Here is a 23,518-nt window from a genome sequence, read left to right as displayed (position 1 = left end):
AATACCATCTTGGATTAGGTCGTGAACCTATCGCCAAAACGACTCTTGCGTCAGCTAATCAGAATCGTGACTACAGGATCTTCGAGGACTTCGCCTTCTATATGATGAAGGAAGCCTGCGAGAAGCGAGCGACCAACATCTTGGATATCCCAGGAAAGAAGTATGCTTTTGATTCAACCACTATCCCGTTGTGTCTGGCAACATTCCCATGGGCTAAGTTCCGAAGAAAGAAGGGAGGCGTCAAAGCCCATGTCTTATATGACATTGAGGCTCAGGTTCCGGCCTTCTATACTGTGACTACAGCATCTAAACATGATTCAACGGCAATGTCTTCAATTTCCTGTGAGCCAAATGCTTACTATATTTTTGACAGAGCTTATGACTCGTTTAAGGAGCTCTATAGGATACATCTTACTGAGTCTTTCTTCGTAGTCAGAGCCAAGACGAACCAGAAGTACAAGATTGTCAAATGGAAGCGAAGAATGCCTAAGAACGTGCTGACTGATGCAGAAGTAAAACTGGCTGGTTATCTCTCGGAGAAGAAGTATCCAGAGTCATTCAGACTCATTCGCTACTATGACGAGGAAGACGACCGTGAGTTCACTTTCCTGACGAATGCAAAGCAGCTTTCCGCATTGGATGTCGCAAATCTCTATAAGAAAAGATGGCTGGTAGAACTATTCTTCAAATGGCTCAAGCAACATCTAAAGATAAAGAGGTTTTGGGGTACGACGGAGAATGCTGTACGCATACAAATCAGTGTGGCTATCATTACATACTGTCTCGTGGCTATTGTCCAACATGATATGCGACTAGAACGATCGACCTATGAGGTCTTGCAGATTCTTAGCATCTCATTGACAGACAAAACTCACCTTCGAGACCTGTTCGATAAGACTAATTTCAACGATGTCAAAGATCAATTTGGTCCCCTCATTCCGGGGCTATTTGATTAATATTTAAACTCGTCCCATTTTAACGGGTCACTAATGGACAAACATGTAAAAAACAAAGTACACTGGCCCAGCAGAGGTCAGTGTACTCTTTTTATGTTAGTGTGTAACTAATTAGTCAATCATGTCGCAACCCATGTAGGGTACGAGTGCTGCTGGAATCTTGATACCGTTTTCGGTCTGATTGTTCTCCAGCAGGGCAGCCACGATACGAGGCAGGGCCAAAGCCGATCCGTTCAGTGTATGACACAACTCGGTCTTCTTGGTCTCGCTGTTACGGTAGCGGCACTTCAGGCGGTTAGCCTGGTAGGTATCGAAGTTAGATACACTCGAAACCTCGAGCCAGCGTCCCTGAGCCTCTGAGTAAACCTCGAAGTCGTAGCAGATAGCGCTTGTAAAGCTCTGATCACCACCGCAAAGCAGCAGAATACGATAGGGAAGCTCTAATTTCTTGAGCAGACCCTCAACGTGCTCCAGCATCTCCTTGTGGCTCTCCTTTGAGTGCTCGGGCTTATCGATACGTACAATCTCAATCTTCGAGAACTCGTGCAGACGGTTCAGTCCGCGAACGTCCTTTCCGTATGAGCCAGCCTCACGACGGAAGCACTCTGTGTAAGCACAGTTCTTGATGGGCAGATCCTTCTCGTCGAGAATCACGTCGCGATAGATGTTGGTGACGGGCACCTCAGCGGTGGGGATGAGATAGAAGTCATCGACCTCGCAGTGGTACATCTGACCCTCCTTGTCGGGCAGCTGACCAGTGCCGTAGCCAGAGGCGGCGTTGACGACGGTGGGAGGCATAATCTCGGTGTAGCCGCTCTTGCGGGCCTCGTCGAGGAAGAAGTTGATGAGGGCACGCTGCAGGCGGGCGCCCTTGCCGATATAGACGGGGAAGCCGGCACCGGTGATCTTCACGCCCAGGTCGAAATCGATGAGGTTGTATTTCTTAGCGAGCTCCCAGTGAGGCAGGGGGTTGGCGATGCCCAGCTGGGGGTTCACGTCCCAGTTGCCTACGGTATCGCTCTCCGTGCACTCCTTCAGGTTTGACTTCACCACGCGGTTGTCCTCGGCGGCAGCGCCCTCGGGCACTTCGTCGTAGGGGATATTAGGAATTTGGCAGAGCAGACGGGTCATCTCGTCCTGTGCCTGATTCATAGTGTCTTCCAACTGCTTGTTGGTCTCTTTCATCTTGGCCACCTCAGCCTTGATAGCCTCGGCCTCGGCCTTCTTGCCTTCCTTCATCAGACCGCCAATCTGGGCAGCCATCTTCTTGGCCTCTGAAAGGTTCTTGTCCAGCTCCTGCTGGGCTTCACGACGGCGACGATCCACGGCGAGCACTTCGTCAATGGCTTCTTTGGTGCCCTTGAAGTGTTTCTTCTCCAAACCGCGAATCACGCGTTCTGTTTCCTCTGTAATGAGTTTAAGTGTAAGCATAATGTATTTATTTTTGTTTTTTTACCTTTTTCTTTTTATAGCTGCTGCAAACGGGCGATGTACTTGCCCAGGATGTCGAACTCGAGGTTGACAACGGTGCCCACGCGGATGTCCTGGAAGTTGGTGTGTTCCATGGTGTAGGGGATGATGGCTACCTGGAACGTGTTGCTGGTGGGATTGCAGACGGTGAGGCTGACGCCGTTGACGCTGATGGAGCCCTTGTCGACGGTGAAGTAGCCGTTGCGCGCCATCTCATGGTTCTCTGGATACTCGAAGGTGAAATAGGTGGAGCCGTTAGCATCCTCCATCTTTACGCAGGTGGCCGTCTGATCGACGTGTCCCTGAACGATGTGTCCGTCGAGGCGTCCGTTCATAATCATCGAACGCTCTACGTTGACCTTGTCGCCCACCTTCAGCAGTCCGAGGTTAGAGCGTTCGAGGGTCTCCTTCATGGCGGTGACCACGTAGTTGTTGCCTTCAATCTTGACCACGGTGAGGCATACGCCATTGTGGGCCACGCTCTGGTCGATGCCCAGTTCGCTGACAAACGAGCAGGTGAGCGTGAAATCTATGTTGTCTCTGTCGTGACGGATATCGACAACGGTTGCAAATTCTTCAATAATACCAGAAAACATATTTTTATCTCTCAACTTTCAACTTAAAAAAGGATGGGGCCACCAGGGTGATGTGATGAAAACTCCTTTATCACAGGTTGTGGGTGCTCTCCGTCTTTGTAATCCACCGGCATTTGGTAACGCTTGGTTAGTGGCCCGCCATTGACAAGAGAAGACTGCCCGAGTTTCATTGTTATTTGATGAGTATCCCTATCGAACCAAGGCAGCCCCAATGTTTTTATTTCGGTTGCAAAATTACTACTTTTTGTTGATAATATATCATTTTTATTCAATTATTTCGTACGACTCGGCATCAGTTTGGCTATTGCGGTGGGTGATGCGGTACTCGTTGGGCAGCATGTTGTATTTCTCGTGGAACAGCCGCACGAAGGTCTCGCCATCGCGGAAGCCCACACGCTTGGCAATGTCGTCGATGTCGGCATCGGTATCTTCGAGCATCTGCTGCGACTTAGTGAGACGGAAGTCGAAGATGAACTCCTTGGGCGTGAAGCCCGTGAGGCGTTTGATGTTTTCCTCGAAGTCGGCCAGACTCATGTTGAGCATCTTCAGTATCTCGTTGGCATCGATGCGGCGCTCGGTATAGTGGTCGTTCATCCACTCATTGAGTATCACCATGAACTTTTTGTCTTCCTCGCTGCGGTGCTTGGCCATCTCCTGTCGGGCGGCCTGCTGTTGAGCCTTCTTAAGACGGCTCTTGATGCGGCTCTGTCGCCAGAACATGAAGAGGACGATGATGACGACGCCGATGGCCATATAGAGCCAGATGGAGCGCTGCGACAAGAAGAAGGGTGCGGGCACGATGACCTCAATCTCTTTCATGTCGTACTTCTCAGGCGAGTCGATGACGAAGGCCTTCACCTTAAATATATAGGTGCCGGCAGGTACTTCGGCATATCTCGCTATGCGTGTCTGGGGGGCGTTCACCCAGTCGTCATCGTAGCCCTCGAGCATATACTGATAATGTATGCGGTGCTGCAGCTGATAGTTGAGGGCAGCGAAGCGGAAGCCGAAGCGGGTGATATCGTCGGGTATCTGCACCGACTTGGCGTCGGGCACGTAATAGTCGTAGTAGTCGGTGAGTCGGGGACTCTGAACTTCTGTGCCCAAATAGAAGTCGGTGATGCGCAGCTTGAGCATTGAGGCATTGCTGGTAACCAGCTTTTTCTGGTCAACCTCGTAGTAGCCGTTGACGGTGCCGAAAAGGATGTTGCCGTTGGACATCGTGGTGGCAGAGGCTTCGGAGATGATGGTCTCGTCCACACCCTCGAGACTGGAGTAGGTGGCAAAGATGCGCTTGTCGGCGTCGAACGAGCAGATATTATTATCGGTAGAGAACCATAATTTGCCCTTGTTGTCGAACGTCAGACCCTTGATCTCCTCTGACGGCAGCTTATAGTTTGCGTTGAAGTTCTCGAACAGCCAGCAGCCCTCAGAGTCTTTGCCGATGGTGCATGCTATGCCGCCACCGTTGGTGCCCACCCACATGTTGCCCTTGGCGTCGCAGGCCAGACACACAATATCTGTTGACTGCAGGATGTTGTCGGGCTTCTCCTCCGAGTTCTTCAGCTTCTGCACGTCAATCTTGCCGTCTTTGTACGACAGGATAATGATGCCGTCGGTAGTTCCCGCCCAGACGTTGTCGTCCTTGTCCACAGCGATGGTGCGCACCTTCTGGTAGGCGTTGAGGGGATAGTTCTTGATGCCTTTCTTGGAGCTGAGGAACGTGGTAGAGCCATTAGGCAGCAGGTTGACGCCGCCGCCATAGGTGGCCACCCAGATGTTGCCCTGCTTGTCCTCCACGGTATAGTAGGCATGATTGTCGCTCAGCGAGGTCTCGTCATCCTCGGAATGCTGCATGCCGACGACAGAGAAGCCGTTGCCCGTGGGCTTCAGCTTGAAGACGCCGTTATCCTTCGACGACAGCCAGATGTTGCCCTTGGAGTCTTTGTTGATGCCGTAGATGCGGCGGAAGGGCTTGCCGTCGTCAGTATGTGTATAGGTGGTGCGGCTGCCGTCCTTGTTGATGACGAAGAGCGTGCCGCTTTTGTTGCTGATATACAGGCGGTCGGTAGCTTTGTCAAAATAGATGCCGCGTACCTCGTTGTCCATATCGCTGGTGGGGTTCTCTATCAGACGCTTGCGAACAATATCATCCTTCATCAACTCGAGCTTCTCCATGCCTCGACGGCTGGTAGATTCGAAGATGACGCCCTCGGGCAGCTCGATGGCCGCGTTGACGGTGTTCGACAGGTTCCAGGGGTTCGACGGGTCGTTATGGAAGTACTCTACCTCGTCGCGCTCGCGGTTGTAATAGCCGTAGCCACCGTGACTCATACGTATCCACATGACGCCGTTGACCTCGTTGAACGTAGAGCCGATGCCGTCGTAGTTGGGCACCTTCAACACCTGTATGAAGTGCTTCTCGTCCTTGGTGGCGGGGTTGAAACGGCTCACGCCGATGCGGTCGTCAGAGAACCAGACGATGCCGTGACTATCGACGAAGATGGTGTTGATGGCGCTGAAGCCAGAGGCCAGCTCCTCGGCTTCCTGACCGTAGGAGAAGGTCACAATCTTTCCTGACTTGGTGCCTGCGTAGACGTTATAGCCGTTGGAGTAGAGGCTGGTGATGTTCTCTTCGAGGAACACACCCTTGCGCTCGATGGTGAGGTTGCTGGCATCCAGACGGTGAATACCCTTGTCGGTGCCCACCCAGATGTCGTTCATATAACCCTCTACCATGTGGTTCACAATCATATCGGCTGTGGTGATAAGCTGACAGTCGAACTTGTCCTGCTCAGTACGTATTCTGTAGAGACCCACACCGTCGATGCTCACCAACACGTCGCCATTACTGGTAGTGACGATGCGGCGCTGCGTGCGATACTCCTCGCTGCCGCTAATGTCGGCAAAGGGGTTGACGATGCGGTCGATGCTGCGCTTCAGCACAAACACACGAGAGTCGTACATACGCATCCACAGGTTCTGCTGGTTGTCGATGGTCATCTGCCATATTCGGTTATGAAGATTGGGAATGTGGCTGGCGGCACCCGTCTTATAGTTAAAGAAGTTGTAGCCGTCGAAACGCGACAGACCATTCCACGTGCCTATCCAAATGTAGCCGTAATCGTCCTGGACTAACTGGGTAATGGCATTACTGGCCATTCCGTCGTCAATGCTATAGTGATGACGGGTGGCCTGCAGCTGTTGTGCCTCGGCGCCTATGGCTGCTATGGCGAGCAGCCCCGTTGCCATAATGCCTTTAAGCAGGAATTTCTTCATAAGCATAGGGTTGATGGTGATAGGGTTCTTATAGTGGCTCGAAGCCGGCGTTGACAGTCTTCTTCACTGCCATACACTCCATCTCGATGAGCCAGTTAGGACGGCAGACAGAAGCCTGGACAATGATGTAGGGCTTGTCGGCGAAACGCTCCTGGAACAGCTTGCTGACAACGGCATAGTCGCTGTTGTCGCGCAGATAAACGATGATGTGTGCCACATCGTCGAAGGTGCACTCGGCCTCGCTGAGCAGCGCCTCCACGTTCTCCCACATGCGATGGGTCTGCTGGATGATGTCCTTGGGATAGGCCACCTGTCCCTTGTTATTGATGCTGGCGGTGCCAGAGATGATGACATGACAACGGTCGCCGTAGTCCACGCGTGTGCCGCGCTCGAAGCTCACACCATAGTCGCTGGTGCGGTTCAGATGGGTGGGTGCATAGAGATAGCGTATCTGTTCGGGTTTGATGCCGGCGATGGCGTAGTTGTCCATCTGGGTCAGCACGTTGGGGTCTTGCTGGCGTCCGCCAATACCTGTAGAGGCAATGAAATGGGTGCTGTTGGTGAGTCCCTGGGTGAAGAACACCTGATTGCGGGCACGAACCACACCACCATAGTTCAGGTCGACATCGTTGACGAAGAGCCACGTGCGGATGCAGTTGTCGGCCAGCGTGCAGCCCTCCTGAAGCAGCTGCATCACATATTCGTTGAACAGCAGGCGCATCTGGTATTCCGAGTTGGCTGCCAAGTTATGGGCGCTGCCGTTCCACAGGTGACGGTAGGCTCCATGACGGGCTTCATAGAGCTCGCTGGGCAGCAGACGGGTCTCGACATCGGTCATGAGGTAGGCCCAGAGTCCTATCTTTGTACCGTCGAGCGGTGCCTGCTGGATGATGCTCTTGGCGCAGTCGCTGGTATCGGCAGCTGCCACATCGTCAGCCTGATTAGCCGAGTCGCTGAGGAAATAACGCTTGAAAACGGTTACAGCTCCAGGCAGTGTGTTGGTGATGACAGACTGATAGGCGTCGAGAATGGCATCGAGCTGCTGCTGGAAAGGGATAGTGCAGTCGGTGACGTGTAGGATAACATGGTATTCTTTCACGCCTCCGGCTTCTGTGAACGAAAACACTTCGGCTTTCGCATTCTGAAATTCAATATGTTGTGTCATTTTTTCACAAATTTGCTGCAAAAGTACACAAATTCATTGAAATATGCAAATACTCGTGCGAGAAATTGACAAATAATGCGTATCTTTGCACCCTCAAAAGTGTCGTTGTTGTACCAAATGAGTTTATTTGACATCATATTACTGGCAGTGGCGTTGGCAATGGACTGTTTCACAGTGTCTATTGTCAGCGGTGTTATCATGGGTAGAAACATGTGGCGAACCATTCTGCAGATGAGCTTCTTCTTCGGGCTGTTTCAGGCAGCGATGCCGTTTGCCGGATGGCTTGCTACAGCACATTTTGTGCAGTATATCGAGACCTTTGGCCACTGGGTTGCTTTCCTCATGTTGGCCTTTATTGGTGGTAAGATGATCTGGGAGTCGTTTCGGCCCTCGGAGCATCATGCCTTCAATCCACATAGTCTTACCACCCAACTGCTGTTGGCCGTTGCCACCAGTATCGATGCGATGGCGGTAGGTATCTCGTTCTCGTTTACGGGCTACGAAAAAGTGAGCGACCTCTGGGTGCCGCTCACTTGGATAGGTGTCGTGTCGCTCCTTTTCGGTGTTGCTGGCCATCTGCTGGGTGTCCGTTTTGGACGTATTGCAGAGGGTTATATCAAGCCAGAACTAATAGGTGGAGTGATACTTTTGTGTATAGGTGTTAAGATATTAGTTTTCTGATAGTTATTTTATAACCTTTATCAGCTCTCTTGCAGCCAGAAGAGCACGTCGCCAATCGGTGTCGAGTGAGAAACGAGTCAAGCATTTTCCGTTCCTGTAATATGCCAACACCATCTCTTTGTCTGGGTCGTTGAACAGGGGGTTCGAGTACGAGGCATCCATATAGGCCTTGATGACTTTTACCTGATGGGCGGCAGGGTCGTCTTTGCTCTCCATGAGCGAAGCCGTATAACTGGTGAGGAAGGTGTTGAGCGCCAGCGCCTGACGGTCGAGGAAGTCGGCGGTGGAGTCGGGCATCTCTTCCTTCATCTTGATGACCATATAGTTCAGGGCTTCCAACTTGAACAGGCTGAATTGCTTAACCAGAGCGTTAGTGGCTGGGTTGTCGACGTTCTCCTGTGCGCTGCGTCGAATCTCGTAGTATATCTCCTGAGAAGAGGCGCTGGAAACCAAAGTAAACACTAATCCGAGTGTAATGAATAGTCTTTTCATATAGCTATTGATTTTGTTAGTTGCTTTCTATTTATTAGTCGTTTTTATTGCTTTATGAGCCGTTTTCTGAGGGTGAAGCAGGCAGGGATCTCTTCCTCGTAGTGCGACACCATGATGAGGGTCTTGCCTGGACGCTGACTGAAAATTGTGATGATGTCCTTCGCCGTCTGGCGGTTCTGGGTGTCGAGACCATGCAGCGGTTCGTCGAGAATTAGCAGCTGAGGGTCTTTTACAAAGGCTCGTGCCACGAGCACCAGGCGCTGTTCGCCGCTGCTAAGTGTGAGGAAAGGTCGCTCTTCAAGGTGGGCGATGCCGAAGATGCGCATCCACCAGCGACACTGTTCGCGCTCGGCTTCATTGGTGCGGGTGTAGAGTCCCATCGTGTCCTTCAGTCCGCTGGCCACCACCTGTATGGCTGGGATGTTATACTGATAAGAGCGGTGCATCTCTGGCGATACATAACCTATGTGGCGCTTGATCTCCCAGATGCTTTCGCCAGTGCCGCGCTGTCGTCCAAAGAGACTGATGTCACATGCATAAGCTTGTGGGTTGTCGGCACAGATAAGCGACAGCAACGTGGACTTGCCGCTGCCGTTGGGGCCTCCCAGAGCCCAGCATTCGCCCTGATGGATGGTCCAGTCGAGGTCTGAGAGGATGGTGCGGTTGTCGTAGCGGATGCTCACCTTATTCATCTCGACAACAATGTCGCTGTTATAGTCGTCTGCGTGTGAGGTCAGCGACAGGATAGCCTGTCGTCTGTCTTCGTCGAGGCTGAGGGGTGGGGCAGAAAGTTCGTCTTCAGGGGTTATCCAGACAACCTCATCGGCATAGTCGGGAATGTCCTCGATGCGTGCCACCACTAGATAGATGGTCAGGTGGCGCTCACGACTCAGCATGGGCAGCAGCTCTTTCAACTGCTGGCGGGTCAGGGCGTCGAGACCTATGAAAGGATTGTCGAGAATCAGCACTTCGGGGTTGGAGAGCAGCGTCTTGATGAACTGGTACTTCCTGAGCTCGCCGCTGCTGAGTGAGATGAGGTATTTGTCGAGCAGGCCTTCAAACTGAAACAGCTCTACGAGCGAATCCTTCAGTTGGCGCCGTTCTGGGGTGTCTGCGCCTGTCAGCTGGTAGATATGCTCCAGCTGCTGACCCGCAAATGGCGTCTCGCTGTCAATGTCGTGCTGATTCCAGCGTAGCTGCAGGTAGTAGGCCTTGTCGGTGGCGGCGCCATAGGTGTCGCAGAAGGCGATATAGCGCACCTTGTCGCTGGCCAGTTGCTTGCGCATTTGGTCCACGTACAGCGTCTTACCGCTACCGTTCTTTCCAGCAATGACTATGATTTTTTGCCGCTCCATACCTTATCTTGGTTCTTGTTGACAAAGTCCTTCCAGCCCTTATAGTGCGGACCACCAGAGTCGGGGACGCCCATCTGCAGGAAATGGCAGTAGGCGGCAGCAAGGGCATCAGTGGCGTCCATGAACTTACCCATCTCAGAGTCAGGGATGTGCAGCAGACGTTGCAGCATGCCTGCCACTTGTTCCTTCGAGGCATTGCCGTTGCCCGTTAGCGCCATCTTTATCTTCATAGGGGCGTATTCGTGAATGGGAACGCTGCGCTCTATGGCTGCGGCGATAGCCACCCCCTGGGCGCGACCAAGTTTCAGCATCGACTGCACGTTCTTGCCGAAAAAAGGGGCCTCGATGGCAACCTCGTCAGGCATATACGACTCGATGATGCCTGTCACACGTTCAAAGATGTGTCCCAACTTCAAGTAGGCGTCACCGAATTTCCGCAGGTCGATGATGCCCATCGTCTCCATCTGCACCTTCCCGTCTTTCACGCGAATGATGCCGTATCCCATGATGTTGGTACCTGGGTCAATGCCCATGATTACTTTTTCCATTCAGGCTGCAAAGTTAGTGATTTTTTCTTATACCTATGTCTATTTAGCATATTTTTAACCTGAAAAGGAAAATTTTTTATGTTATCTTTTGGTGAATAGAAAAATAATGTCTAAATTTGCAGTCGAGAATACTAACTTGTAAACGAAAATACAAACAAAACCATAAGCATTTATGCTTGAAACAGAGAATCTTGAATCACGGATTGTTAAAAGTGATTATAAAATTCTGATTGTCGACGACGTGATGAGCAACGTGTTGTTGCTCAAAATATTGTTGTCTAACGAAAAGTATCAGGTGTGTACTGCTAATTGCGGCAATATGTGTATTGAACAGGCCAAGAACGAGAAGCCTGATTTGATTCTGTTGGACGTGATGATGCCTGATATCAGTGGTTTTGATGCCGCCCAGATCTTGAAGAAGGATCCTGCGACAGCCCATATACCCATTATTTTCCTGACGGCCCTCAACAATCCTAGTGACTTGGTACATGGTTTCCAGGTAGGAGCCAGCGACTTCCTTACCAAACCCTTCAACAAGGAGGAGTTGGTAGTTCGTGTATTCCACCAAATCAAGCTGGTGGCTGCCACACGTATCATCGAGAAGCAGAACTCTGAGCTGCGTGCCACCATCAGTAATCGTGACAAGATGTATTCCGTCATTGCCCACGACCTGCGTTCGCCAATGGCCAGCATCCGTATGGTGCTGAACCTCGTGGTAAACTCGGTGTCGAAGGATGTGGTAGGCCCCGAGCTCTTTGAGCTGCTCGATAAGGCCAACCGCGAGAGTGAGGAGGTGCACGACCTGCTGGATAACCTGCTGAAATGGACGAAGAGTCAGACGGGTCGCCTGAATGTGGTGCGTCAGGAACTTGACCTCAACGATATTATTCCTGGTGTTGTCGATATCTTCGAGATGATTGCGCTGACCAAGAAGATCAATCTGGTTTATCAAGGCAGCGACAAGCCCGTTGTGGCTGTTGTTGACAACGATATGCTGAAGACTATCGTGCGTAATTTCCTTTCTAATGCTATCAAGTTCTCGCCAGAGGACAGCACGATAGAGATCTCATTGAGCACAGAGGGCGACTTTGCCAAGATCAGTGTGCATGATCATGGTGTGGGTATCGACCCAGAGCGCTTGGACTCTATCTTCAAGAAAGGCGATACTACCTATGGTACTGGTGGTGAGGAAGGCTCTGGACTGGGTCTTCAGCTGTGCGCTGATTTCGCCCGTAAGAACGATGGCGACGTCAGAGTGGAGTCTGTCGTAGGCGAGGGGTCTACCTTCAGTGTATTGGTGCCTCTGAAAAAATAACAAACACTTCATAAAACAAACACTTAATTAAACATGCTGAAGCTTTTCGTGCCAGGCAGACTATGTCTGTTTGGAGAACATACAGACTGGGCAGGGCATTACCGCACGATGAATGCCGACATCGTCCCAGGTGCTGCCATCGTGACAGGTATTGAACAGGGCATCTATGCTGAAGTAGAGAAGTCACCCGTCTTCGAGATGTATTGTACTGCCCCTCAGATGGAGGACGAATGGAATGACTTCTCTTGTCAGATGGACGAACAGGAGCTGAAGCGTGTGGCACGTTCTGGCGATTTCTTCAGCTATTGTGCTGGAGTGGCTTCCTATATGCTCGAATGGTATAAGGTGGGTGGTGTACGCATCACCATCACTGAAATGACGCTGCCCATGAAGAGCGGCCTCTCGTCGTCAGCAGCCATCTGTGTGCTGGTAGCCAGAGCCTTCAATCTCATCTATAAGCTGAACCTGAACACCATGGGCGAGATGAACATCGCCTATGTTGGTGAGCTACGCACCTCTTCGCGTTGTGGACGTCTCGACCAGGCCTGTGCCTTTGGCGTGAAGCCTAACCTGATGACCTTCGACGGCGATGAGATAGAGGTGCAGACGCTTAACGTGAAGAAGCATCTGTATTGGGTCTTTGCCGACCTCTGCGGCGTGAAGAACACCATTAAGATTCTGTCAGACCTCAACAAAGCCTATCCCTTCCCCTCTAACGATAAGGAACGCCTGCTGCACGAAGCACTGGGCTCTAAGAACCAAGAGTTTATCGAGAGGGCCATACAGTATATGGCCAGTGGCAAGGTGGAAGAGCTGGGGCGCCTGATGACAGAGACTGAGGAGCTGTTCGACAGACAGGTGGCACCGCTGTGTCCTGACGAGTTGAAGTCGCCGAAACTGAAGGCTATCCTGGCTGATGAATACGTCAAGAGCCTGACTTACGGCGGCAAGGGCGTAGGCTCACATGGCGACGGCTCTGTGCAGTTCCTCACCAAGGACGAGAACAGTCAGAAGCTCTTGGTCGACTATCTCAACGGAAAAGGTATGCATGCCTACAGCCTTACCATCAAACCCGTGCATACGGTGCGTAAGGCTATCATCCCTGTGGCAGGCTTCGGCACACGTCTCTATCCTGCTACGCGCTGCATGAAGAAAGACTTCTTCCCCATACCCTGTCCTGATGGTATGGTGCGTCCTGTCATTCTCATCCTGCTCGAAGAGCTGATGCAAAGCGGTATCGAGGAGGTGTGCATCGTGCTGGGCAGCGAGGATGAACGTCAGCAATACAAGAACTTCTTCGACCGTCAGATCAGCGAGGAGCATTTCGCCAAGCTGAACTCTGAGAGCCAGGAGTACGAGAACCGCATCCTCGACATCGGCAAGCATCTGCATTATGTCATTCAGAAGGAGAAGCGTGGCTTTGGTCATGCGGTCTATCAGGCTGCAGGCTTTTCCAAGGGCGAGCCTGTGCTGCTGATGCTGGGCGACACGCTCTATAGGTCGCTGACCAACAAACCCTGCGCCCTGCAGCTGATAGAAGCTTACGAACGCTACAATAAGCTGCTGGTAGGACTCTATCCTGTGCCCCTGTCGACTGTGAGCCATTTTGGCATCATGAGTGGTGTTTGGGAGGATAAGGACGAGCGTGTGATGCATGTGAAGACGCTGGTAGAGAAGCCTACTGCCAACTATTCGGAGGAGTTCCTGGGTGTGAGAAACAAACAGGGCGAGAAAGAGTATTGCAGCATCTTCGGACAGTATATCCTCACGCCAGAGGTGTTCCAGCAGCTGGCTGCCGACATTGCCGCCGCCGATGCTTCAGGCAATATGACGAAGGAGATTGAGCTGACCTCAGCCCTCGATGCCGTTCGTCTGCGTTCTGGCCTGATAGGCTTGCGTCTGAAAGGTGAGCGCTTCGATATGGGAAACACCCATGCACTGGTCGAAACGGTGTCGGAATTTTCGAAGTGGAATAAATAAATCGGCGAAAATTTTGCGTTTCCATCATTTCTGCGTACCTTTGCACCGTCTTAGCGAAAACAATATATGGGAAAGAAACGCAGATGGCACTGCCAACCTGGGCAGCAGCCTACTGAATTTGATAAGAAAATCATGTATTGGGAGGATAAGGGCAAGTTGGTTCCTACTCCCGATTTAATCAAGACTCCTGAGCAGATAGAAGGTATCCGCCGAGCCGGTGTGGTCAACACTGGTGTGCTCGATGCTGTGGCTGCCGAGATCCATGCTGGCATGAACACCCTCGAGATCGACAAGATTTGTCGCGCCTACTGCGAGGAGCATCATGCCATTCCTGCCTGTCTTAACTACGAGGGCTTCCCTATGAGTGTCTGCACCAGCATCAACGAGGTGGTGTGTCACGGTATTCCCAAGGAGGAGGATGTGCTCGAAGAGGGCGATATCATCAATGTGGACTTCACCACCATTCTCGATGGCTATTATGCCGACGCCTCGCGTATGTTTATAATAGGTAAGACCACTCCCGAGAAAGAACAGTTGGTGCGTGTGGCCAAAGAATGCCTGGAGATTGGTATGGAGGCCGCCAAGCCCTGGGGCTTTGTGGGTGATATTGGTCACGCCATCAAGAAGCACTGTAAGAAATACGGCTATGGCATCGTGCGCGACCTGGCTGGCCATGGGGTAGGGCTGAAGTTCCACGAAGAGCCTGAGGTGGACCACGACAGCTATCGTGGCACAGGCATGCTGCTGGTGCCAGGTATGGTCTTCACCATCGAGCCTATGATTAACATGGGTTCGTGGCGTGTGTTTATCGATGCCGACGACCCCTACGGTTGGGAGGTGATTACAGAAGACGAGAAGCCCAGCGCCCAGTGGGAGCACACCCTGCTGATGACGGAGCATGGGGTGGAGGTACTGACTTACTAAAGTCGGAATGACGGAATAACGATATAACGGAATAACGAAATGACGTTATAAGGACAAAAGAAAGAGATGAACAACGATATATATATATTAGGTATAGAGTCGAGTTGCGACGACACGTCGGCGGCAGTGCTGAAAAATGGCGTGCTGCTGTCGAATGTGACAGCCTCGCAGGCCGTACACGAAGCCTATGGCGGCGTGGTGCCAGAGTTGGCTTCCAGGGCCCACCAGCAGAATGTGGTGCCTGTGGTCGACCAAGCCATCAAGCGTGCAGGCATCACCAAGGACGACCTCACGGCAGTGGCTTTCACCCGTGGTCCTGGCTTGATGGGCTCGCTGCTCGTAGGCGTCAGCTTCGCCAAGGGCTTTGCCCGTTCGTTGGACATTCCCCTTATCGATGTTAACCACCTGCAGGGTCATGTGATGGCCCATTTCATCGATGGTGGCGAGGGCGATTTCAATCCGCCGCCCCTGCCGTTCTTGTGCTTGCTGGTCAGCGGTGGCAACTCACAGATTGTGCTGGTGCGCGCCTATAACGATATGGAGGTGCTGGGACAGACCATCGACGATGCTGCTGGCGAGGCTATCGACAAATGTTCGAAGGTGATGGGACTGGGCTATCCTGGCGGACCCATCATCGACCGTCTGGCTCGTCAGGGTAATCCCAAGGCCTATCAGTTCTCCGAGCCCCATATCCCAGGACTCGACTATAGCTTCTCGGGCCTGAAGACCTCGTTCCTCTATAACCTGCGTAAGTGGGTGGACGACGACCCCGACTTTGTGGAGCATCACAAGGAAGACCTGGCCGCCTCGTTGGAGTGGACCATCGTCGATATCCTGATGAAGAAGCTCCGTCTGGCTGTCAAGCAGACAGGTATCAAACATGTGGCAGTAGCTGGTGGTGTGAGTGCCAACAACGGTCTGCGCAACGCTTTTCAGGATCATGCCCGCCGCTATGGCTGGACCATCTATATTCCTAAGTTCAGCTATACCACCGACAATGCCGCTATGATAGGTATCGTGGGTCATTATAAGTATCTCGACGGCGAGTTCTGTCCCATCGACGCACCCGCCTTTTCAAAGGTGACATTCAAATAGTAATTAGTCCAATAGTAAAATCGTAAAATAGTCAAATATCAAGATGGATCTCGAAGGAAAAATGATGAGCAGGGAAGTCAGTCAACTGCTCTGGGAGAGTGAAAAGACTGTCAGTACAGCAGAGAGCTGCACAGGAGGACGCATTGCTGAGGCTCTGATTGCCGTTCCTGGCGCCTCGAAATACTTCAAGGGTGGCATCATCTGCTATGTTAACGAGGTGAAAGAGAACCTGTTATACGTTTCTCACGAGCTGCTTGAGGAGAAGACGGCCTTCTGTGAGGAGGTGGCCATCGAGATGGTCAAGGGCGCCTGCAAGGCACTCAACACCGACTATGCCATTGCAGCAACAGGTATCGCAGGTCCTGGTGGCGGCACCAAGGAGATTCCCGTAGGCACCATCTGGCTGGCTTGCGGCACCACAGAAAAGGTCATTACCTGTAAGCTCTCCGAGGACGAGGGTCGCGACATCAATCTGCTCAATGCAACCAACAAAGCCATGCAGCTGTTTTGTGAGTTCCTGAAGTCGGAAAGACCTGAGAATGACCAAGAAACGGTGCAGGAGAGTTAAAAAACATTAAGATTGCAAGAATTCTCAATTCTCAATTCTTAATTCTTAATTAAAAGTTGTACCTTTGCACCCTGTTTGGAGTAAGTTATAATTAAGGAACACAAAAAAGTAGATAGAAATGTCTAAAATTTGTCAAATTACAGGAAAGAAGGCACAGATTGGTAACAATGTGTCGCACTCAAAGCACCGCACCAAGCGCAGCTTTGACGTGAACCTGTTCAGCAAGAAGTTCTACTATGTAGAGGAGGGTTGCTGGATTCAGTTGAAGATTAGCGCTGCTGGCCTTCGTATGATTAACAAAGTAGGTCTTGACGCTGCACTGAAGCAGGCTGTTGCCAATGGCTTCGTGGATTGGAAAGACATTAAAGTAATAGGAGACTAATAGACCATGGCAAGCAAGAAAGCAAAAGGTAATCGCGTCCAGGTAGTCCTGGAGTGCACCGAGATGAAGAATAGTGGTCTTCCTGGCACCAGCCGTTACATTACGACCAAGAATCGTAAGAATACGCCTGAGCGCATGGAGCTGATGAAGTATAACCCCATCCTGAAGAAGATGACCCTTCATAAGGAGATTAAGTAATCATAGTACAGAATGGCAAAGAAAACCGTTGCTACCCTCCACGAAGGTTCGAAGGATGGTCGCGCTTACTCAAAGGTCATCAAGATGGTTCGCAGCCCCAAGACAGGTGCTTACATCTTCGATGAGCAGATGGTTCCCAACGAAGCCGTTAAGGATTTCTTCAAGAACTAATATTTGAACAGAGCTTTAATTAATGATAGAATAGAGGGTACGTTTTGATGACGTACCCTCTTCTCTTTTCTCCCTTCTCCTTTTCTCTGCCTCGCAGTCTTTCTCAGTCCTCAGTTCTTTCCTTTGTTGATGATATAGATGCCCAGTGCCGCCAGTCCGCCTGCGAGTGCGTATTTCATGTGAAACGTCTCGCCCAGACAGAGACACGAGGTCACGGCCCCCACAATGGGAATCAGCGAGTTGTATATGGCCACCTTCCCCACGGGGTTACAGCTCAGCAGCTTGTTGTAGAGTGCGAACCCAATGGCCGAGATGGCGATGAGCAGTAGCAGGCATACAATGCCGAGCATGTTGACATGAGGCAGCGTGCCGCCGAAGGCCAGTCCAGGGATGATGAGCAGCAGACCGCCTATGAAGAGGCTGTAGCCAGTGCCTACGAAGACGTCCACCCTTCGACTCAGTCCTCGCGTCATCAGGTTCGAACATGCGCCGCAGATGGCGTTGAGGATGATCATGCCGTCGCCCAGCCATACAAACTGTCCGCTATCAGCGCCTCCGAGGTTCAGTGCCATGATGCCACCGAAGCCCACGATGCAGCCCAGCATCTTACGCGATGTCAGCTTGTCGCTCTTGAAACAGGCACACGCCAGCAGCACCACGAGGAAGGTGCTCAGCGAGTTGAGGATAGCCGCCCGCGACCCCTCGCTGTGCGACATGCCTACGTAGAAGAAGAAATAGTGCAGCGTGGTGTTCATCAGTGCAAAGGCCAGGATGAAAGTCCAGTCTAACGCCTTGCCGGTCCTAAACGAGCGTCCGTTGCTGCGTGCCACCGACAGCACTATCAATCCTGCCGCCGCAAAGCGTATGCCGGCAAAGAGCATCTTGCTGCCTGTCATGTCGGCCGTGATGCCAAAGGCGCCGAAGCCTATCTTGATTAGCGGGAATGCCCATCCCCATGCTATGGCTGCTGTCAGGGCAAACACCACCACCCATGCGGGTCGCTGGAATATCGATATTTTCTTATTGTCAATCATCAGTTTTTCTTTTTAATTTTTGGCACTTTACTCACTTATTCGTATCTTTGCATCGATGAAAACATTGTGCCATTATATCTCAGAATACATCGGCGTGCTGGTACTATTGGTATCTGCCGTCTCATTGTTGTGGCCGTCATCGTTCGTCTGGATCGACACGTGGGCCATCAACCCTATGTTGGGCGTCATCATGTTTGGCATGGGACTGACGCTGTCGCCGCAAGACTTCCGCATCGTACTGAGCCGTCCAAAGGACATCCTTATTGGTTGTATGGCACAGTTCACGGTGATGCCGCTGCTGGCCTTCGTGCTGTCGTGGGCGTTCTCGCTGCCCAAGGAGCTGGCGTTGGGCGTCATCCTCGTGGGCTGCTGTCCTGGCGGTACCGCGTCGAATGTCATCACCTATCTGGCCAAGGGCGACCTGGCGTTGTCGGTAGGTATGACGGCCACCTCCACGCTGTTGGCCCCGCTGCTCACCCCTCTGCTCGTATGGCTCATGGCAGGCACGCTGGTCGAGGTCGATACCGTCGGCATGCTGCTGAGTATTGTCTATGTGGTCATAGCGCCAATCATCGCCGGACTGTTGTGCCAGAGCTTCCTGCCTAAGGTGACCAAGGCTGTGGTGCCCTATCTCCCTGCGTTCTCTTCGTTGGCCATAGCCTTCGTGGTGGGCATTGTCGTGGCCCATAATGCCGACCGTCTGCTGGTAGGCGGTCTCCTGGTTGTGCTCGTGGTCATGCTCCACAACCTCTGCGGTTTAGGCATCGGCTATCTCGTTGGTCGTGTCCTTGGACTCTCAGAAGCTAAGAAGCGCGCCATCTCTATCGAGGTAGGCATGCAGAACTCCGGACTCGCCAGCAGCCTCGCCACCCTGCATTTCTACACCTATCCTCTGGCCACTATCCCTGGTGCCATTTTCAGCGTCTGGCATAATATCAGCGGCGCCCTCGTGGCCCGTCTTTACAGGAAGACCGACGCTGCTGAAGGTGCTGATGGTTTAGTGGAAGGCGCAGGTGCCGACGGCCTTGCGTAGGCCTTTCGTCAGCGCCTGACGGTTCAGAAACAGGTAGGTGGTGTTCAGCGCCATATAGTCGCGCGACATATACCAGATGCCCTTATACGGTCCGTACTCTCCCCATGTGTTCTTCACGCTTGTTATCGGCAGTTCCTTCACCGTCGTAAACACCTTTTCCACCTCCTTGTTGCTTGCCTGCTTCTGCAGGTTCTCCTGTGCTGATGCTGCCATGCTCATCAGCATCGCCGCCATTATCGTTAATGTCCTAGTCATGTATGTCACCTTTCACCTTTCACCTTTCACCTTTTTTATTGGTACAAAGTTAGATATTTATTTTGAAACTGCCAAATGATTGTCCGAAATAATCAGGAGAAATAAAAGTGCTATGGGGAGAGAAAAAATTTTTTCCCGATTTATTTGGATTATCAAAACTTTTTTGTATCTTTGCACCCGCAAACCTAATATATAATTAACTGAAGACAAATACATTACACGAATCATAATAAATATCGTGCCAGTCCGCTTACACGGATGGGCTCAATTAACTGATAAAGCAGATCATTATGTTAGTAGTAATATGTAGCAAAAATTAAGTTATAGATTGTAATAAATAGAATAGGATTTCTCCGCCTGTTGAGAAGCCCGTGGAGATATTACCCAGTGTTTTCTGGGTTCTTATTCAATTGGTATATGTACGTAGTTAAGTAAAGATTGACGTACTCCGCCGGCTGTGAAGCTCGCGGAGTTTTTGTTACTCACCTACTTAAACAAGGTCATCCGGCCAAGGCTCAAACTCCAGTTCCAGTTCTACCCATGGCTGCTGTTCTGGTACTGCAGCCCCCTTTTGATTAGCTACGCCCAATCCCAACAAGCGGATGGGGTGGGAGTGAAACTCTACCTGTTGCATCAACTGTTTGGCCAATGGCAGAATCTGATCTTTAGTACGAAGCACATGGTCAACGGTGATGCTGCGCGTAATCTGCTGAAAATCTAAGAATTTGGCATTCTGCCGAGTTTGCTCACGCTCGGCAGACTGGAAGCTCGCTTCCGTCTGCTCTCGTTTACGCGCAAACTTGACTTTTAGCGTCAGCGTTCGACCTTCGAAGTCATTCTTCTCGATGCGACGAACCAGCTCCAGCACCGTGTGATAAAGATGAATGGTAACGGCAGCATTCTCGCTGATGTCCGATTCAAAGGTCTGCTCGCAGCTTACTGACTTCCGCTCCCACTCAGAGATAACGGGCCTGTTATCGATGCCTCGCGAGAAGTCATAAAAGATTTGGCCTACTTTGCCAAACTCCTGCGTCAGTCGGCTCAGCGACATATTCCTGAGGTCAAGCCCCGTAAAGATACCCATGTGGTGCATCTTCTCGGCAGTCTTTGGGCCTACGCCCCAAATTTTCTCCACCCTTAGCTGCGCTATGAAGTCCAAAGCCCTGTCAGGATGAATCACCGTCAGCCCATCAGGTTTGCGCCAGTCAGAGGCGATTTTCGCCAGGAACTTACAATAGCTCACACCAGCCGATGCCGTCAACCCTGTCGTCTCACGTATGCGCTGCTTAATCTCACGGGCTATATCCACGCCAAGTTCTATGCCCCGTTTATTCTCCGTCACATCGAGAAAGGCTTCATCCAGCGAGATAGGTTCAATCAAGTCCGTATAGTCATGAAAGATTTCATGCAGCTGTGCCGACACCTCTTTGTAGCGCTGGAAGTGTGGCTCTACGATAATCAGTTGCGGACATAGCCGCTTGGCCACCTGGATAGACTGTGCAGAATGCACACCAAACCGCCTGGCCTCATAGCTCGCCGTCGATACGACACCACGTTCGGCATCATGGCCCACCGCAATAGGTTTGCCACGAAGCTCCGGCTGGTCGCGCTGCTCCACAGCCGCAAAGAACTGGTCCATATCTACATGAATTATCTTCATTGCGCCTACAAAGGTACAGCTTTTCAGCGACTTTATGAAATCTTTCTTTGAATTTCATGGAAAAGAAAAAAGACACGTAAAGATTTGGTAGTATGCTCCTAGTTTTGTACCTTTGCAGCCCAGAAATAGATTTTTAATGGTTTTTAAGGTTGATAAATCATAAATTGTTTTAAAGATTTAGGTTTTATGGTTAATCCATATTGGGCAGGTTCGCTGTGAAGCGAGCCTTCTTTTTTGAACATCAAAGACACCGACCCATTTCTGAGTCGGTGCAATTCATTTGTTCCCCTCTTACATTGCGATAGGACCATGTCCCATGCAGGAGGTTGTACCCAGCGCAGTTAGCGCTGCTGTGAGAATGCTCACAATCACCTGAATAATTGTTTTCCAACTTTCTTTCTTCATAGCTTATTAAATTTTTAATGGTTAAACTTTGACCTTTCAAGTTTCAAGTTTCAACTTGGCTCAACTATCCTCCTTCCACTTTCCACCTTCCTCTTTCCTCTTTAAGAAGTAGAGGGCCTCGGCCCTCATACTTCTTTAATTGTATCCGTCGTCGCCACCTTCGCCGCCAGAGTTGCCTCCGGTGTTGTCACCACCGCTGGTGCCTCCGTTCTGGGTGCCGCCGTTGCCTCCATTCTGGTTGCCGCCGTTGTTGTCGTCACCATTCGTGGGGTTCGTGGTTCCGTTCTCCTGCTCGGGATCTTCAACGTTACCCTCGTCAGTCGAGGTCACGCGCTTCACCTCCTTGCCCTCGCGGTCGTAGCAGGTGATCTGCACGGCAGTCTTCGACAGCTCGTCCTTCAGGTCCACATCAGGCGTGAAGATGATGCGTCGACTCGAGATGAGGCCCGCCTTCACCTTGTTCACGTCGTCCACGCTCTTGGCGCGCAGTCCGAAGCGCATGGTGCCCAGTCCAGGCAGAGCCACGCTGTGACCCTCAGTGGCCCATGCCTTGATCACCTCACCAGCTGCATCCCAGCAGGCCTGCATCACGCCTCGGCTCACACCTGAGCGCAGGGCTGCCTCCTTAATCACCTTGTCTTGAGTCAGAGCCGTGTAGAGCTCAGGCATCATCACGTAACGGTAGGTCTCTGCATACTTGCCCACCTTAATCAGTTGTTCTTTAGCTTTTACTTTAAGTGCCATAATGTTGTGTTTTTTTAATGGTTAAACTTTAAATTGTTAGTGTTTCTCACGTGTCTCCAGAAAGACTCCATTTTTGCCACTTAACTTGAGAATTTTATCTCGCTAGCTAAGAAAAAATATTTCTCTAGTTAGGGCGCAAATTTTATCTCTTTTGACAATGCGAAGGTACTAAATATTTAGATGCAAACCAAGCATTTTTCGGATTTATTTTAAAAATATTTTAAATGTTAAAATGTAAAGATATATGAATTAATTTCGTAGTGTACCAATGTACCATTGTACCATTACGAAAATCGATTTTGTACAGGAGAAAGGTAGATTATATCTTTATATTATATATAATATTATAATATTATATATAATATAATATAGAATACACACTTTTCCGCCCTATATGCTGAAAATGAAAACGCAAATGGTACAATGGTACATTGGTACATTTGCGTTCAATCATATTCAGGGTTTGTGGTGCAAAGTACAAGCCCCTTCTTAAATTTCCAAATTTCCAGATTTTCAGATTTGTATAAACAATTGCGAATAATGGGCGTGATTTCTTTGTTATTTCAAAGATATTCGTTATATTTGCAGTCGAATAACTAAGAATATGCCTACTGACCAGAGCAAATAAAGGAGAGAAGCTTAACCCACTGAACGCAAGAATGACAAATGAGAGACTTTGCAGCAATAGATTTTGAGACGGCTAACAACGAACGTACCAGCGTATGCTCCGTGGGGGTGGTGATTGTTCGTGGTGGGGAGATCGTGGATTCTTTCTACTCCTTGATTCAGCCAGAGCCTAACTATTATAATTATTGGTGTAGCCAAGTTCATGGCCTGACGCGTGAGGACACAGAGGAGGCGCCTGTGTTCCCCAAGGTGTGGGCACAGATAGAACCTCTGATTGAGGGCTTGCCCTTAGTGGCTCATAACAAAAGCTTTGATGAGAGTTGCCTGAAAGCCGTTTTCCGCTGTTATCAGATGGACTATCCGGATTATGAATTCTATTGTACGTGTGTGGCTTCGCGCAGGGCTTTCCCAGAATTGCCAAACCACCAACTGCACACCGTTGCAGCCGCTTGTGGCTATCATCTGGAGCATCACCATCATGCCCTTGCCGATGCGGAAGCCTGCGCCTGGATAGCAAGAGAGATATTATAGCCATTTAAAAACGGCAAAAAAACACTCATTCTCTTGTGTATGTTGATTTTTGTT

The 23,518-nt window shown here is 50.8% G+C and carries 24 protein-coding genes; 12 read left to right on the top strand and 12 right to left on the bottom strand.

Features of this window, described 5'->3' with window-relative positions:
* Positions 1 to 956, top strand: a 956-nt coding sequence (locus Q0R57_RS06775; RefSeq protein WP_294745106.1) for an IS4 family transposase, incomplete at its 5' end; no start/stop codon positions are given.
* A gap of 111 nt (positions 957 to 1,067) precedes the next feature.
* Here the strand turns inward: Q0R57_RS06775 and serS are convergent.
* The 4 genes from serS to Q0R57_RS06755 form a co-directional block, all read right to left on the bottom strand.
* The gene (gene serS / locus Q0R57_RS06770) at positions 1,068 to 2,387 is read right to left on the bottom strand and encodes a serine--tRNA ligase (protein ID WP_294745103.1); all 1,320 of its coding nucleotides are present in this window, start codon (positions 2,385 to 2,387) and stop codon (positions 1,068 to 1,070) included.
* 35 nt (positions 2,388 to 2,422) lie between these two features.
* The gene (locus tag Q0R57_RS06765; RefSeq protein WP_294745100.1) at positions 2,423 to 3,022 is read right to left on the bottom strand and encodes a riboflavin synthase; all 600 of its coding nucleotides are present in this window, start codon (positions 3,020 to 3,022) and stop codon (positions 2,423 to 2,425) included.
* A 264-nt stretch (positions 3,023 to 3,286) separates the two neighbouring features.
* Entirely contained in the window at positions 3,287 to 6,301 is a 3,015-nt protein-coding gene (locus Q0R57_RS06760) for a two-component regulator propeller domain-containing protein (RefSeq protein WP_294745098.1), read from the bottom strand.
* Positions 6,302 to 6,329: 28 nt separating this feature from the next.
* A complete protein-coding gene (locus Q0R57_RS06755; protein ID WP_294745095.1) occupies positions 6,330 to 7,466 on the bottom strand; it encodes a Rid family hydrolase in 1,137 nt (378 codons plus the stop codon).
* A gap of 117 nt (positions 7,467 to 7,583) precedes the next feature.
* On the opposite strand from Q0R57_RS06755, the gene Q0R57_RS06750 reads away from it, so the two are divergent.
* Positions 7,584 to 8,147, top strand: coding sequence for a manganese efflux pump MntP family protein (locus tag Q0R57_RS06750; protein ID WP_294745093.1), 564 nt, complete (start codon positions 7,584 to 7,586; stop codon positions 8,145 to 8,147).
* 3 nt (positions 8,148 to 8,150) lie between these two features.
* Here the strand turns inward: Q0R57_RS06750 and Q0R57_RS06745 are convergent, their stop codons facing one another.
* Genes Q0R57_RS06745 through ruvC form a run of 3 tightly spaced genes read right to left on the bottom strand, consistent with a single transcriptional unit; the run spans position 8,151 to position 10,542 of the window.
* Positions 8,151 to 8,639, bottom strand: a complete 489-nt coding sequence (locus Q0R57_RS06745; protein WP_294745092.1) for a hypothetical protein — start codon at positions 8,637 to 8,639, stop codon at positions 8,151 to 8,153.
* Between the two features lie 44 nt (positions 8,640 to 8,683).
* Positions 8,684 to 9,994 (bottom strand): ATP-binding cassette domain-containing protein, encoded by a 1,311-nt coding sequence (locus tag Q0R57_RS06740; RefSeq protein WP_294745090.1) that lies wholly within the window; start codon positions 9,992 to 9,994, stop codon positions 8,684 to 8,686.
* Positions 9,973 to 10,542, bottom strand: a complete 570-nt coding sequence (gene ruvC / locus Q0R57_RS06735; protein WP_294745087.1) for a crossover junction endodeoxyribonuclease RuvC — start codon at positions 10,540 to 10,542, stop codon at positions 9,973 to 9,975. The genes Q0R57_RS06740 and ruvC overlap by 22 nt, the downstream gene beginning before the upstream one ends.
* A 172-nt stretch (positions 10,543 to 10,714) precedes the next feature.
* Here ruvC and Q0R57_RS06730 point away from each other — a divergent pair, with 172 nt between their 5' ends.
* The 8 genes from Q0R57_RS06730 (at position 10,715) to Q0R57_RS06695 (ending at position 17,175) form a co-directional block, all read left to right on the top strand.
* Complete coding sequence (locus tag Q0R57_RS06730; RefSeq protein ID WP_294745084.1) at positions 10,715 to 11,857, top strand: hybrid sensor histidine kinase/response regulator; 1,143 nt, start codon at positions 10,715 to 10,717, stop codon at positions 11,855 to 11,857.
* A 33-nt stretch (positions 11,858 to 11,890) separates the two neighbouring features.
* Positions 11,891 to 13,837 carry a sugar phosphate nucleotidyltransferase gene (locus tag Q0R57_RS06725; RefSeq protein WP_294745081.1) on the top strand — a complete coding sequence of 649 codons (1,947 nt, stop codon included), beginning with the start codon at positions 11,891 to 11,893 and terminating at the stop codon, positions 13,835 to 13,837.
* Positions 13,838 to 13,903: 66 nt separating this feature from the next.
* Complete coding sequence (gene map / locus Q0R57_RS06720) at positions 13,904 to 14,761, top strand: type I methionyl aminopeptidase (protein WP_294745077.1); 858 nt, start codon at positions 13,904 to 13,906, stop codon at positions 14,759 to 14,761.
* Between the two features lie 66 nt (positions 14,762 to 14,827).
* Positions 14,828 to 15,856: a tRNA (adenosine(37)-N6)-threonylcarbamoyltransferase complex transferase subunit TsaD gene (gene tsaD, locus Q0R57_RS06715; protein ID WP_294745074.1), complete on the top strand. Its 1,029-nt coding sequence runs from the start codon at positions 14,828 to 14,830 to the stop codon at positions 15,854 to 15,856.
* A gap of 43 nt (positions 15,857 to 15,899) precedes the next feature.
* Positions 15,900 to 16,424 (top strand): CinA family protein, encoded by a 525-nt coding sequence (locus Q0R57_RS06710; protein ID WP_294745071.1) that lies wholly within the window; start codon positions 15,900 to 15,902, stop codon positions 16,422 to 16,424.
* 118 nt (positions 16,425 to 16,542) lie between these two features.
* Positions 16,543 to 16,806: a 50S ribosomal protein L28 gene (rpmB, locus tag Q0R57_RS06705; protein ID WP_248507272.1), complete on the top strand. Its 264-nt coding sequence runs from the start codon at positions 16,543 to 16,545 to the stop codon at positions 16,804 to 16,806.
* 6 nt (positions 16,807 to 16,812) lie between these two features.
* On the top strand, positions 16,813 to 17,004 hold the full coding sequence (rpmG, locus tag Q0R57_RS06700) for a 50S ribosomal protein L33 (RefSeq protein ID WP_248507273.1): 192 nt from the start codon (positions 16,813 to 16,815) through the stop codon (positions 17,002 to 17,004).
* A 12-nt stretch (positions 17,005 to 17,016) separates the two neighbouring features.
* Entirely contained in the window at positions 17,017 to 17,175 is a 159-nt protein-coding gene (locus tag Q0R57_RS06695) for a DUF4295 domain-containing protein (RefSeq protein WP_081778508.1), read from the top strand.
* 110 nt (positions 17,176 to 17,285) lie between these two features.
* Here Q0R57_RS06695 and Q0R57_RS06690 read toward each other — a convergent pair whose 3' ends face one another.
* Complete coding sequence (locus Q0R57_RS06690) at positions 17,286 to 18,209, bottom strand: DMT family transporter (RefSeq protein WP_294745057.1); 924 nt, start codon at positions 18,207 to 18,209, stop codon at positions 17,286 to 17,288.
* Positions 18,210 to 18,264: 55 nt separating this feature from the next.
* Between Q0R57_RS06690 and Q0R57_RS06685 the strand changes: the two genes are divergently transcribed.
* Positions 18,265 to 19,242, top strand: coding sequence for a bile acid:sodium symporter family protein (locus Q0R57_RS06685; protein WP_294745054.1), 978 nt, complete (start codon positions 18,265 to 18,267; stop codon positions 19,240 to 19,242).
* Here Q0R57_RS06685 and Q0R57_RS06680 read toward each other — a convergent pair.
* The 4 genes from Q0R57_RS06680 to Q0R57_RS06665 all read right to left on the bottom strand — a co-directional run bounded on the left by Q0R57_RS06680 (position 19,207) and on the right by Q0R57_RS06665 (position 22,306).
* Positions 19,207 to 19,497, bottom strand: coding sequence for a hypothetical protein (locus tag Q0R57_RS06680; protein WP_294745051.1), 291 nt, complete (start codon positions 19,495 to 19,497; stop codon positions 19,207 to 19,209). The two genes, Q0R57_RS06685 and Q0R57_RS06680, sit on opposite strands and share 36 nt — an antisense overlap.
* A 490-nt stretch (positions 19,498 to 19,987) precedes the next feature.
* The gene (gene dinB, locus Q0R57_RS06675) at positions 19,988 to 21,157 is read right to left on the bottom strand and encodes a DNA polymerase IV (RefSeq protein WP_294745048.1); all 1,170 of its coding nucleotides are present in this window, start codon (positions 21,155 to 21,157) and stop codon (positions 19,988 to 19,990) included.
* 291 nt (positions 21,158 to 21,448) lie between these two features.
* On the bottom strand, positions 21,449 to 21,562 hold the full coding sequence (locus tag Q0R57_RS06670; RefSeq protein WP_294745044.1) for a smalltalk protein: 114 nt from the start codon (positions 21,560 to 21,562) through the stop codon (positions 21,449 to 21,451).
* A 135-nt stretch (positions 21,563 to 21,697) separates the two neighbouring features.
* Entirely contained in the window at positions 21,698 to 22,306 is a 609-nt protein-coding gene (locus Q0R57_RS06665) for a DNA-binding protein (RefSeq protein ID WP_294745041.1), read from the bottom strand.
* Between the two features lie 666 nt (positions 22,307 to 22,972).
* Here Q0R57_RS06665 and Q0R57_RS06660 point away from each other — a divergent pair.
* The gene (locus Q0R57_RS06660; RefSeq protein WP_294745038.1) at positions 22,973 to 23,464 is read left to right on the top strand and encodes a 3'-5' exonuclease; all 492 of its coding nucleotides are present in this window, start codon (positions 22,973 to 22,975) and stop codon (positions 23,462 to 23,464) included.
* Positions 23,465 to 23,518 lie beyond the last annotated feature (54 nt).

Source organism: uncultured Prevotella sp. (genome assembly GCF_946407605.1).
Taxonomy (GTDB): domain Bacteria; phylum Bacteroidota; class Bacteroidia; order Bacteroidales; family Bacteroidaceae; genus Prevotella.
The sequence above is the reverse complement of the archived record's forward strand: the minus strand, read 5'-3'. Positions and strand labels throughout refer to the sequence as shown.